Source organism: Dokdonia donghaensis DSW-1, from assembly GCF_001653755.1.
Taxonomy (GTDB): Bacteria; Bacteroidota; Bacteroidia; order Flavobacteriales; family Flavobacteriaceae; genus Dokdonia; species Dokdonia donghaensis.
Genome location: NZ_CP015125.1, coordinates 2,698,300 through 2,710,517, shown reverse-complemented (window position 1 = coordinate 2,710,517; position 12,218 = coordinate 2,698,300). Strand labels below are relative to the sequence as shown.

Annotated in this window: 11 protein-coding genes; 6 read left to right on the top strand and 5 right to left on the bottom strand. The window is 37.9% G+C overall.

Going from position 1 to position 12,218, the window contains the following annotated elements; all coding sequences use genetic code 11:
- Positions 1-42: 42 nt before the first annotated feature.
- Both guaA and I597_RS11900 read left to right on the top strand, forming a co-directional pair.
- Positions 43-1,575, top strand: a complete 1,533-nt coding sequence (gene guaA / locus I597_RS11905; protein ID WP_035328513.1) for a glutamine-hydrolyzing GMP synthase — start codon at positions 43-45, stop codon at positions 1,573-1,575.
- Between the two features lie 9 nt (positions 1,576-1,584).
- Positions 1,585-3,636, top strand: coding sequence for an amino acid ABC transporter substrate-binding protein (locus I597_RS11900; protein ID WP_052111643.1), 2,052 nt, complete (start codon positions 1,585-1,587; stop codon positions 3,634-3,636).
- A gap of 74 nt (positions 3,637-3,710) precedes the next feature.
- On the opposite strand, the gene I597_RS11895 is transcribed toward I597_RS11900, so the two are convergent.
- Positions 3,711-4,484: a hypothetical protein gene (locus I597_RS11895; protein WP_035324565.1), complete on the bottom strand. Its 774-nt coding sequence runs from the start codon at positions 4,482-4,484 to the stop codon at positions 3,711-3,713.
- 43 nt (positions 4,485-4,527) lie between these two features.
- Between I597_RS11895 and I597_RS11890 the strand changes: the two genes are divergently transcribed.
- Positions 4,528-5,058 (top strand): DUF2059 domain-containing protein, encoded by a 531-nt coding sequence (locus tag I597_RS11890; RefSeq protein WP_035324566.1) that lies wholly within the window; start codon positions 4,528-4,530, stop codon positions 5,056-5,058.
- On the opposite strand, the gene I597_RS11885 is transcribed toward I597_RS11890, so the two are convergent.
- Positions 5,051-5,761 carry a class I SAM-dependent methyltransferase gene (locus I597_RS11885; protein ID WP_035324567.1) on the bottom strand — a complete coding sequence of 237 codons (711 nt, stop codon included), beginning with the start codon at positions 5,759-5,761 and terminating at the stop codon, positions 5,051-5,053. The two genes, I597_RS11890 and I597_RS11885, sit on opposite strands and share 8 nt — an antisense overlap.
- 22 nt (positions 5,762-5,783) lie before the next feature.
- Between I597_RS11885 and I597_RS11880 the strand changes: the two genes are divergently transcribed.
- Positions 5,784-6,278, top strand: a complete 495-nt coding sequence (locus I597_RS11880) for a YkgJ family cysteine cluster protein (protein WP_021778770.1) — start codon at positions 5,784-5,786, stop codon at positions 6,276-6,278.
- Positions 6,279-6,294: 16 nt separating this feature from the next.
- On the opposite strand, the gene crcB is transcribed toward I597_RS11880, so the two are convergent.
- Together crcB and I597_RS11870 are read right to left on the bottom strand one after the other, a co-directional pair.
- Complete coding sequence (gene crcB / locus I597_RS11875) at positions 6,295-6,666, bottom strand: fluoride efflux transporter CrcB (protein ID WP_021778771.1); 372 nt, start codon at positions 6,664-6,666, stop codon at positions 6,295-6,297.
- Positions 6,667-6,672: 6 nt separating this feature from the next.
- Entirely contained in the window at positions 6,673-7,704 is a 1,032-nt protein-coding gene (locus I597_RS11870; protein ID WP_035324568.1) for an SRPBCC family protein, read from the bottom strand.
- Positions 7,705-7,791: 87 nt separating this feature from the next.
- On the opposite strand from I597_RS11870, the gene I597_RS11865 reads away from it, so the two are divergent.
- Positions 7,792-9,819 carry a dipeptidyl-peptidase 3 family protein gene (locus I597_RS11865; protein ID WP_035324569.1) on the top strand — a complete coding sequence of 676 codons (2,028 nt, stop codon included), beginning with the start codon at positions 7,792-7,794 and terminating at the stop codon, positions 9,817-9,819.
- A 137-nt stretch (positions 9,820-9,956) separates the two neighbouring features.
- Here I597_RS11865 and I597_RS11860 read toward each other — a convergent pair whose 3' ends face one another.
- The gene (locus I597_RS11860; protein WP_035324570.1) at positions 9,957-11,357 is read right to left on the bottom strand and encodes a fasciclin domain-containing protein; all 1,401 of its coding nucleotides are present in this window, start codon (positions 11,355-11,357) and stop codon (positions 9,957-9,959) included.
- 69 nt (positions 11,358-11,426) lie between these two features.
- Between I597_RS11860 and I597_RS11855 the strand changes: the two genes are divergently transcribed.
- The gene (locus I597_RS11855; protein ID WP_052111648.1) at positions 11,427-12,119 is read left to right on the top strand and encodes a toxin-antitoxin system YwqK family antitoxin; all 693 of its coding nucleotides are present in this window, start codon (positions 11,427-11,429) and stop codon (positions 12,117-12,119) included.
- Positions 12,120-12,218 lie beyond the last annotated feature (99 nt).

Sequence of the window (12,218 nt, the reverse complement as noted above, 5' to 3'; positions counted from 1 at the left end):
TTATATAGCCGGTATCTTTGTATAATTATGCTATTTTTGCCTATGCAAAATAACGTTCTCATCTTAGACTTCGGGTCTCAATATACGCAGTTAATAGCACGTCGTGTGCGTGAGTTAAATATATACTGCGAGATTAAACCATTTAATAATCAGCCTAAGGACTTATCTTCTTACAAGGCAGTAATCTTATCTGGGTCTCCACACTCTGTACGTAGTGAGGATGCACCGCATCCTGACCTTTCAGAAATAAAAGGAAAAAAACCCTTACTGGGTGTATGTTACGGAGCGCAATACTTAGCACAATTTTTTGATGGAGAAGTAGGGCAGTCTAACACACGTGAGTATGGTCGTGCAAAACTGTCTATGGTAGAAGAGGGTGAGACCTTTCTAGAAGGAGTATCTACGGGTAGTCAAGTGTGGATGAGTCATAGTGATACTATAAAAAAATTACCAGCAGGAGCAAAGCGCATAGCCTCTACCCACGATGTAGAAAATGCAGGGTATAAAATAGAAGGTGAAGACACTTATGGTATACAGTTTCACCCAGAGGTATATCACTCTACAGATGGGAAGAAAATATTAGAAAACTTCTTAGTAAAAATCGCAGGTGTAGCACAAACCTGGACACCAGATGCCTTTGTAGATACCACTGTGGCAGATCTTAAGGATAAACTTGGAGATGACCGCGTGATACTTGGTCTCTCAGGAGGTGTAGATAGTACTGTTGCAGCGACACTACTACATAAAGCAATAGGAAAAAACCTGTATTGCATCTTTGTAAATAACGGTCTATTACGTAAAGATGAGTTTACTCAAGTACTTAAACAGTATGAAGGTATGGGACTCAATGTAAAAGGAGTAGATGCTTCGGCACGCTTCTTGGAAGCACTTGAGGGAGAAAGCGACCCAGAGACAAAGCGTAAGGCTATAGGTCGTGTTTTTGTAGAAGTTTTTGATGATGAAAGCAAGCTTGTAGAAAATGCCAAATGGCTTGGGCAAGGTACCATCTATCCAGATGTGATAGAGTCTGTAAGTGCAACAGGAGGTCCTAGCGCTACCATAAAATCTCACCACAATGTAGGAGGTTTACCAGATTATATGACACTAGAGGTAGTAGAACCTCTTAGAATGTTATTTAAAGATGAAGTGCGTAGAGTAGGAGCAAGTATGGGATTATCCCCAGAGCTTTTAGGTAGACACCCTTTTCCGGGACCTGGTCTAGCTATTAGAATACTAGGTGATATCACTGCAGAGAAAGTACGCATACTACAAGAGGTAGATCATATATTTATAAGTAGTCTTCGTGAGTGGGGATTATATGATAAGGTATGGCAAGCAGGAGCAATGCTTCTCCCAGTAAACTCTGTAGGAGTAATGGGTGATGAGCGTACCTATGAAAAATGTGTAGCATTAAGAGCTGTAGAGAGTACAGATGGTATGACGGCAGACTGGGTAAATCTTCCTTACGAATTTTTACAAAAAGTGTCTAACGATATAATTAATAAGGTAAAAGGCGTTAATAGAGTAGTATATGACATAAGCTCTAAGCCACCAGCCACTATCGAGTGGGAATAAAATATGAATATGACTAAATATATTGCAGCAATAGCGGTTGTTTTTTGTTTCGCTTTCGCGAAAGCGAACTCAACTACAGCAGTTTCAAAAGCATCTAGTAGCTTTTTTCAAAAATTTATATCTCACCAAGTAAAAGGAGGTGAGACTGTAAAGGATATTGCAAAGAAGTACGGTATAAGTGAGAAGGAAATCACAAAGCTCAACCCAGATGCCAAGAAGGAAATTTATGATGGTCTAGTTCTTATTTTACCAGCATCTTCTGGAGTTATCACGCAAGTTGTAGAACAAAATAATCTTACCTTTAAGACACATAAAGTAAAACGTAAGGAGACGCTTTATAGCTTATCAAAGCGTTATGGTGTGCCTCAAGATGTTATAAAGAGATACAACAAGCGTTTATATAGTGAGACACTTAGAAAGGGGGATAAACTACGTATCCCAACTAACTATAAACCAGAAATAGTTACCGAGTCTGTAGTATCACTTCCAGAGTCTACAACAGCCGCACTAGAGCAAACCACACATAAGGTAATTGCAAAAGAGACTAAATACGGTATTGCCAGAAAGTACGGTATTACAATAGCAGAACTGGAGCAGGCAAACCCACAAGTAAAAGATGGTCTTAAAATAGGCGACGTGATTAATGTGCCTAAGGCAAACTTTGCAGAAAGTACTATTATTAATAATGAAAAGTATGCTTTTTATGAAGTTAAGAAAGGCAATACAATGTATAGCTTGCTACGTTCTTTAAACCTTGAAGCAGACGAACTTTTAACGCTTAACCCAGCACTAGATGAAGGTCTTAAGGAAGGTATGATACTTAAAGTACCTAAGGGAAGCCCAGGGTCAGATAATCCTACACCTGCATATGGCGATACCTCTACGCAACCAGAGGTGATGATAGCACCTGGAAAGAAGGGTAGTCTTGAAACTAGTCTAACAGATTTTTCTACAAAAAGAATAGCGGTAATGCTACCTTTTGGTGTAAACCGTGTTTCAAGTGATAATATAGAGACTAATGAGGATTTACTTAAAAATGATCGTATACTACGTTTATCATTAGATTTATATAGCGGTATCCTTATGGCTGCAGAAGATGCAAAAAAGTTAGGTATATCTGCAAGTATAGATACTTATGACACAGCATATAACCGTAAGGATGGGAAGGCAGTAAATGCTAGAAAAGTAGAGACTATTATACAGTCTAATGATTTTAACGGTGTTAATGCTGTAATAGGACCTCTTTTAGGAAGTAATATAGATCGCGCTTCTTCTATGTTATCTTCGCGTAATATTCCGATAATATCCCCTATATCTAATAAGGTAATCGGGCGCGGTAATATATTTGTCTCAAAACCTAACGATGTATTGTTAAGAGACAAAATGCTATCATTTCTCAAAGAAAATGGAGAGGGCAAAAATATTGTCATTATTGCAGATGCTAAAAACGGAAGTACAAAATCTAAAATTAAGGCACTTTTCCCAAATGCTAAGACTGTTGCACCTAGGTCTGGAGATAAAGGCTACTTTTTATATCCAGATGATATCCCGAGTCAACTCTCAGACGAGCTTGAAAACTGGGTGTTCTTAGAGTCTAACGATGTACCATTAATAAGTAATGTTACGACTAATCTTAATGCTCAAGTAGGAGCGCGTAAGGTTGTGTTATTAACTACCAACAGAGGGAGTGCTTATGACAGTGATGAGATACAACACGAGCATTTAAAAAATCTTTCTTTTCACTTTCCGTCTGTAGAGAAAGAGTATAAATATAAAGATGTAAAAGCCTTTGTAGATAGCTATGAGACTAGATTTAATGTAAGCCCAAGTGAGTATGCAATACGTGGGTATGATCTTATGTATGACACGTTACTACGTCTAGCATATGCACAAGATTTATATAGTGCAGCTTCTTCTGGAGTAGAGACAGATTATATAGAGAATAAATTTAAATACGATAGAAGAGGGGCAGGTGGTTTTTCTAATCAGGCAGTTTACTTACTTAAGTACACAGAGGGTTTACAACTAGAAGAAGTACTTTTTACAGAGGTAGAAGATTAAACCTTTATCTTATTAGATAATAAAAAAGGGCGATTGAGTAATCAATCGCCCTTTTTTATTCAAGTTAGTGTGCGTTATAGCCCACCATTTGCTTGTAGATCTTGAATACATAAATCATCAAAGTCTGGTATACTTTCTAATGAACTTGTATTAAAAGAGTTTGTTACCGTCTGGAAATACATAAGACAATCTTCTACATTACAATGTCTAAGGTTATCCAGATCTTCGTGAGCAGATAGATCTGGAGTTCCCACATTCACAAGGCCAAATATATGTCCAAACTCGTGACGTATGGTAGAGGTCTCTATAAGTGTTCTATTAACAGGTGTAGTTGAGTTATTTGCTATATCAATAAAAGTTTTTTCATAAATAACCATAGATGTGTTTCTATAAGCAGAGCCTAGTACCACAGAGTTGCCACTGTCTCCCTCGCTACGCTCGTCAGAAAAGAAAAGCCACACGCCTAGTTCATCACCATTGTTAAACACCGTCCTATTAGCATCCTCAATAGCTACTATCTCGTTTATATCATAAGGTCCTGTTTCATCTGTTGTTATAATAGATTCCACCATTGTAATACCGTCTGGTTTATCTAGTCTTTCTTCTAAAAATGGTAAGAGTAAATCTAGGGTTTGCTGTGTAGGTCTAAAACCTTGTGGGTAAGCTATCTCTACACGCATACTTGTAAAGTCCTCACTAGATAGTAGTTCTGCAGCAGAGCTTCCTAGAGGTTGTTGGTTTGCAGCATTTTCATTTGTTTCTGGAACAGTTGTTGTATCATCGTCACTACAACCTAAAGCGATAGTAAGGATAAGGATTAAAAATGTGAGATATTGTGAGGATTTCATATGTTATATGTTCTATATTTATCGCTATAATTTAATCGTAAAAATGATGAAAAAATTACTTTTAGCCATATTTTTTATTTCTACTCTGACTATTCAGGCTCAAGATACTAGTTATCACGAAGATGTACTTGCTTATTTTAAAGTAAATGGAACCGCCGCTCAGTACAGTAATGCAACAGACGGATTATTTGATTTACTTAAAAAGCAATATGAAAGTCAAAATGTGCCAGAATCTGTATGGACAGAGCTTAAAGCAGACTCTCCAAAACAGGTAGAGCGTGTATTAAATATGCTAGTTTCTGCTTACAGAGGGACATATAGTCACGAGGATATACAGAATATGCTTGCCTTTTATGAAACAGGTACAGGTCGCCAGTTACTTGCAGATAGAACAGCGCTAGATTATGAACAGCAAAAAGAAGCTTCTGTATTTTACAATACACCTACAGGACAAAAAATATTAATGGCAGAGCCAGATATAGCACAAAATATAGGAGAGATTTCTCAAATATGGAGTAGAGATTTATATCGCTCTATGGTAGATAAACTTGCCGAAAAGGGATACTCTATGTAAGCGATAGCCTTGCAAGATAATCATAATGATCACCTTCAAAAATGAGCTCACACTTGAGCTCATTTTTTTTTGCATACCACTCAAGCTTTGCATAATCTAGATATAACCAGTCAAAAGTGTCTCCTTGTACACCCTTGTAGCTCATACTATAAGTGACCTCACCATAATAATCACGATGGGTGTCTACCCAGAAACCACCATCTTCGTCTTCAAACATATAGGCTATATCAGAGCCATCTATGAGAATTTGCCCTTCAGGCGATAGTAGTGATTTGAGATGTTTTAAGTAGCTATCTATTTTCTGCACTTTTTCAAATATTCCCGTGCCGTTCATTAGTAATAGTAGCGTGTCATAAGTGCCCTTGTGATCAAGTATAGCCTCGTGTATAGAATTTTTAAGACCACGCTTTCGCGAAAGCGTAACAGCACCCTCACTTATATCAATGCCAGTAACATCAATGCCTTGCTCTTGTAACCAGAGACTATGGCTACCGGCACCACTACCTATATCAAGTGTTTTTCCTTTAGAAAGAGATAAGGCTTTCTGTTCAAGTAAAGGCATTTCTTTAAAATCTCTGAATAGATAAGGAACAGGTATCACATCATCCTCGGCTATAGAAGAGTGTACCACAATATCTTCTGTATACTCATCATTTATAAAATCAAGAAGCGCTGCCCCAAAAATATCTGCCTTTGTACCCATACCTTATTATTACCTTTGCGCAATGGAAGAAGTATTAAAAAGCCTCCCACAGCTGGCCAAAGATAAGCAGAATGAGAACAAAAAATTCTTTGCAAAGCTGCGCAATAAACCGCCAAAAAAACTTGACTACATAATGCAAGAATTGCACGAAGAGGAGTTTGAAAGAACAGACTGCCTTACGTGTGCAAATTGTTGTAAAACCACAGGACCTTTATTTACAGATAAGGACATACAGCGTATTTCAAAACACTTCAGAATGAAGGAATTTGATTTTATTAAAACTTATTTGAGAGTAGATGAAGATAAAGACTATGTGCTGCAGGAAACGCCGTGTACCTTTCTAGGAGCAGATAATTACTGCTCTATATATGAGGTACGCCCTAAGGCTTGCAGAGAGTTTCCGCACACGGATAGGAAGAAATTTCAGCAAATCTCTAAGCTCACGTTAGAAAATGTAAAAATGTGCCCAGCTGCCTTTAATATCGTAGAAGAAATGAAAAAGCGTATTAAGTTGTAATAATATAACTTTAAAGCTATAAAGCCTTAGCAATTTCCATACCGCCAAAAACGGCAAGTATCCCTAGCGCAAAACTAGCGATAGCATAAAGTGCAAAAGTCATAAAGTCTCCAGATTTAAGAAATACGTGGTTCTCATAAGCAAAGGTTGAGAAGGTCGTGAAGCCACCACAAAAACCTGTAGCTAGTAGCAAAGCTGTATTACTAGAAAGCGAATTGTTTTTAAGTGCCCACCCTAAAATGATGCCTATAAGTAAACTACCCAGCACGTTTGCAGCAAAGGTACCATAAGGTATTCCCGTCGTTGTGCTGTTGAGGTATTTACCTAATAGATATCTGGCTACACTGCCAGTGCCACCACCTATAAAAACGAGTAAGAGCGATTTCAAATTGGTTTATTTTATATCTTCTATAGGTACATAAATCTCTGTTACCCAGTTTGCAGGGTTAGGGTGATTTTGAGGATCTGTTACGTACACCTCAAATGGTTTTTCGCTTGATAATGTGTATCCTTGATCTTGTACATATTGCATCGCAGTTGCCCAGGCTTCACCTAGGTTTACATAATTGCCACGTAAGGTTGCCTTTACAGCAGTAACGGTAGGCATATAACCACTAAAGACGTTTGCATCACCTGCAACAATTATTTTTTCTCTTACCGGTAAGGCATTAGTCATAATAACATCACCATTATCTAGCGTCTCATTATATATGGTAAATGGCATCCCACTTATTGCGATGTTGTTTTCATTCATAAAAGCAGTAATACCACCATAATTCTCACCCATTATTTGAGATACTTTATTAGCCTTTGCAGAGGTAGTTCTATAAAGGTAAAAACCGCCGCTGTATTGCGTGATACCATCTACATTAACAGTGTATTTTGAGATTTCTTTTCTGGCTGCAGCTTCCAGTCCTGTAAGCCCTTCATCATACATCGCCATCATATCACCATCAAAGTCCATACCTGTGATGGCATAGTACACCTTATCCATAAGTGTATGCTCTCCTTGTATACCCCAGGTTACGATGGTTGCTAGTTCTGGTGTAGTTTCAAAAGTCCAGTAAACCTCTGGCTTGCGCTCTCCACCTGGAGTTTGTAAAGTCATATCCTGTTTTATAGAAGTATGAGGTATAGCCTCTCTAGTAGTCATACTACCATCCATCTCACCTTGCCAGCTATATGAAGCTCCCTCGCCAGATGTTTTATCTGCATAGTTAAAAACCATTGTAGGCTCTTCTTTTTTCCAAGGTCCCCAGTCTTCCCAAGTTTTATACTCGTTTACAATATCATAAATCACCTCTTTTGGTGCATTCATCGTGCGTGTAGATTCTATTTGATAGGTGCCGTCTTGTGTACCAAAATAAATAGCACCTCCTATAACTACGATAAGAATAAGAAAAAGGAAGAATTTTAAAAATTTCATTGGTGATGGTTTGGTTTATGTGTAAAGATAATAAAATTCATCGTGTGGAATTTCGTTATATTTACGACTATTATTTACACAAAACATATGAAATATAAAGGAGTATACGCACTTGCCATTGCCGCTATGGTAGCAGTAGGATGCGCAGAAGAAAAGAAGGGTGATAACGCTTTCGCGAAAGCGGAAAAAACCGCCACCACAGACTTTGATTTTACAGTAGGTCAATTTGCAGATATTAAAATACTACGTTATCAAATACCAGGATTTGAAGATCTTACATTAAAAGAGCAAAAACTAGTGTACTATATGACACAGGCTGGTCTTGCTGGTCGTGATATTATGTGGGCACAAAACTACAGACATAATCTTGCTATTAGAGAGGCTCTTGAGACTGTATATACATCAGATAAGGTTGAAAAAACAGGCGAAGAGTGGGCACAGTTTGAAACATACCTAAAGAGAATCTGGTTTGCAAACGGGATACATCACCACTATAGTAATGCAAAGATGAAACCTGCCTTCTCACCAGAGTATCTTAAAAAAGTACTTGCAGAGAGCGGCGCTACGCTAGAAGGTGAACCTTTTGATGTGCTTTTTAATGATAAAGACAGCAAGAAAGTAAACCTCTCTAAAGATGCAGATATTGTACTTGAGAGTGCGATAAATTTTTATGGCCCAGATGTTACCACAGCAGAGGCAGAGCAGTTTTATGACGCCATAAAAGTAGATGCAAATGAGCCTATCGAAAAAGGACTTAATACGCGTCTAGTAAAAGAAAACGGAAAACTTGTAGAGCAAGTTTATAAAAGTGGCGGTCTTTATGGAGAGGCGATAGATAATATTATAGGATGGCTAGAAAAAGCAAAAACTGTTGCCGAAAATGAGCAACAAGAAAAAGCTTTAGGTTTACTTATCGAGTACTACCAGACGGGAAGTCTAGACACTTGGGATGATTACTGTATCGCCTGGGCAACTTCTACCGAAGGAAATATAGACTGGATAAACGGTTTTATAGAAGTATATAATGATCCTAAGGGATATAAGGGATCTTATGAAACCATCGTACAAATCAAAGATTTTGATATGTCAAAAAAGATGGCAGTACTCTCTACAGAGGCACAATGGTTTGAAGATAACTCACCACTTATGCCAGAGCATAAAAAAGAAACTGTAAAAGGTGTTTCTTATAAAACAGTAATTGTTGCTGGTGAGGCCGGAGATGCATCACCTTCTACACCTATAGGAGTAAACTTACCTAACAATAACTGGATACGCCAGACGCACGGTAGTAAGTCTGTATCACTAGGTAACATAATAAACGCATATAACAATGCGGGAGGTTCTGGACGTCTTAAAGAGTTTGCACACGATGAAGAAGAGGTTGCGCTAGAGGAGGAGTATGGTCAACTAGGGGATAAACTTCACACAGCATTACACGAGGTAGTAGGTCACGCCTCTGGTCAAATTAATAAAGGAGTAGGGACACCTAAAGAAACGCTTAAACGTTATAAATCTACCATAGAAGAGGGTAGAGCAGACCTTTTTGGGCTATACTACCTTATGGATCCAAAACTTCAAGAACTAGGTCTTGTAGAAGACTGGGAGAAAACGGGTAAAGCTGCTTATGACGGTTACATACGTAATGGTCTTATGACGCAACTTATACGTTTAGAACTTGGTGATATGGTAGAAGAAGCACATATGGTAAACCGCCAGTGGGTGAGTGCTTGGTCTTACGAGCGTGGTCTAGAAGATAATGTGATAGAAAAAGTTACTAGAGATGGTAAGACATACTATAACATAAATGACTATGTAAAGCTGCGTGAGATTTTTGGAGAACTTCTTAGAGAGACACAACGCATTACTTCTGAAGGTGATTATGAAGCTGCAAAAAATCTTGTAGAAGATTACGGAGTACAAGTAGATCAAGACATTCACAAAGAAGTGCTTGATCGTAACAGCCAGTTTAAAAGTGCACCTTACAGCGGTTTTGTAAACCCAGCTATTGTGCCGACTATGGATGGTGAGGAGATCACTGGTTTTTCTATCCAGCAACCAGAAAGCTTTGAGTCACAAATGCTAGAGTATGCATCTAAGTATGGATCACTAAAATAGTGTTATAACGCTTTCGCGAAAAGTAAAAAGGCTCTCTTTCAACATTGAAAGAGAGCCTTTTTTAGTCTATAAAATAAAGAAAGCCCCACCGTATGAGAAGTACAATGGAGCTTATCTAAACAAAGTTTTGAGGGATATTATAAATCTCTTAATACTCTACTTACAGCGTGTATAACGCCATTTGTGGCCTGTACATTTGTAGCAACTATTGGGTTTTCGCCATTATCTGGATCAATTGCCGCTGCAGGATCTGCCTGTATAGTAATATTTGTACCGCCTAGTGTTTCTACCATCATTCCATCAAGACCAGCAAGATCTTCTGCTCTTACATTTGCTCCTGCAATAACGTGTAGTTCTAATGTAGCAGCGAGTGTAGCAGTATCAATATCATCTAGAGAATCTACACCAAGATCAGTAAGTAAATTTTCAAAAGCCGTGTTTACGGGAGCAAGCACAGTAAACGGCGCAGGATCTGTTCCATTTGGAGTTTGTAAAGCTCCTACGTATCCAAATGATGCATCTGCTGTAAGGGCTGCAACTAGTGTAGAAAAGTTAGGATCTGCTGTGGCAAAGGTTGTTACATCTGGTAACCCTATTACAGTATCTACTACGTGTACAACACCATTTACTGCAACAATATCTGCAATGATTACATTAGACCCACCGTTAAGAGTAACACCGTTATCTGTATTAATATATAAGCTTAAAGGTGCATCTGCCTCACCATTAAAGGTTGCTGCAGTATTTACATAACTATTAGTAAGTGTCCCAGAGATGGCAACTGCGCCTGGTACCACGTGGTTAGATAATACCTGTGCTAGTACATCATTATCTACATCTTCTAGTGCTGCACCATCAAGAAATGTGGCAAACGCATCATTAGTAGGAGCAAAAACTGTAAAGTCTTGTTCTGTGTCGCTTAGCAATGTTGTAAATGTTGTGTTCCCCTCATCTGTTAGTGCCGCAACTAGTGAGATTAATGCAGGATTTGTTGTGGCAAATGTTGCTATGGTAGGTAACGCTATTACCGTATCTACAGCGTGTATAACACCATTATCAGTTTCAATATCTGGTGTAGTCACAGATGATTGACCATTAAGAACCACTCCATTTGTTGTGTCTACATATAGACTAATATTAGCATTAGAAGAAGGCTCTGTTGCGAGATTTGTTACATAACCCGTTGTTAGGTCTGTAGATGTAAGTGTCGTGTTAAGAACGTGATTAAGTAATACTTGTCTTAGTACGTCTGTATCTACATCTTCTAAGGCTGCTCCGTCTAAGAAGGTTTCAAATGCAGCATTGTTAGGAGCAAATACTGTAAATGTTCCATTACCAGCAAGTGTTGCATCTAGATCTGTTTGTTGAAGTGCAGCTAGTAAAGAACTGTAGTCCTCATTTGCTGCAACAAAGTCTGCAATAGTGTTGCTTTCTCCTTCGATAATATTTCCATTATCATCATCATCATTACACGATACTGACACAAATAGCGTTAAAGCAAGAAATACTAATTTTGTAAGATTAAATAAATTTTTCATAGTTTGTAGTTTTTGTTTAATGTAAATCTAAAATAGATAAACAAAAAATAATCCCAATAAATAGTTAAAATGTCAAAATTAACAGTTTGCTTATTCCTAATAGTATTTCATTTTAAGTGTGTTACAGTCGCTCAGGAGATTAATCAATATGACGCTGCTGGAAAGCGTCACGGCGTATGGCAAAAAAACTATAAGAGTTCAAAACAATTAAGATATAATGGATCTTTTAACCACGGTAAAGAGGTAGGAGTATTTAAATTTTTTGATTCTAGTGGTGGCCATCCCACTGCTATAAAAGAATATACGACAGATTCCCCCTTTGTAGATGTTACTTTTTATACAACAGAGGGAAAGAAAGTAAGTTCAGGTAAGATGAAGAATCGTAAAAGACAAGGTGAGTGGCTGTCATATCACCAAGACGGCTCCACAATTATGATAAAAGAGCAGTATAAAAATGGGCTTCTTGATGGACAGCGCAATGTCTTTTTTATAAGCGGACTTCCGGCACTTGTCGAGCAATATGTAGATGGAAACAAAGAAGGAAAGGCTATCACATATACCGAAGAGGGAAAGGTGCTTAAAAGTGTAACCTATAAACAAGATAAGCTAGAAGGACCAGCGATCTTCTATAACGGTTATGGAGAGAAAGAAGTAGCAGGTAATTATAAGAATAATAGAAAACACGGCCTCTGGAAGTATTATAAAAATGGTCAGGTAGACAAGGAGATTAAGTATCCTCGCAATAAAATAGGCGTACAATAGTACTGTAAGGATATCTTACCAGTTGCTACTACAATAGACTAGTGTAAATATGTAGTTATATAGTGGGTATAAAAGTAACATTTTGCCATTCTTATAATG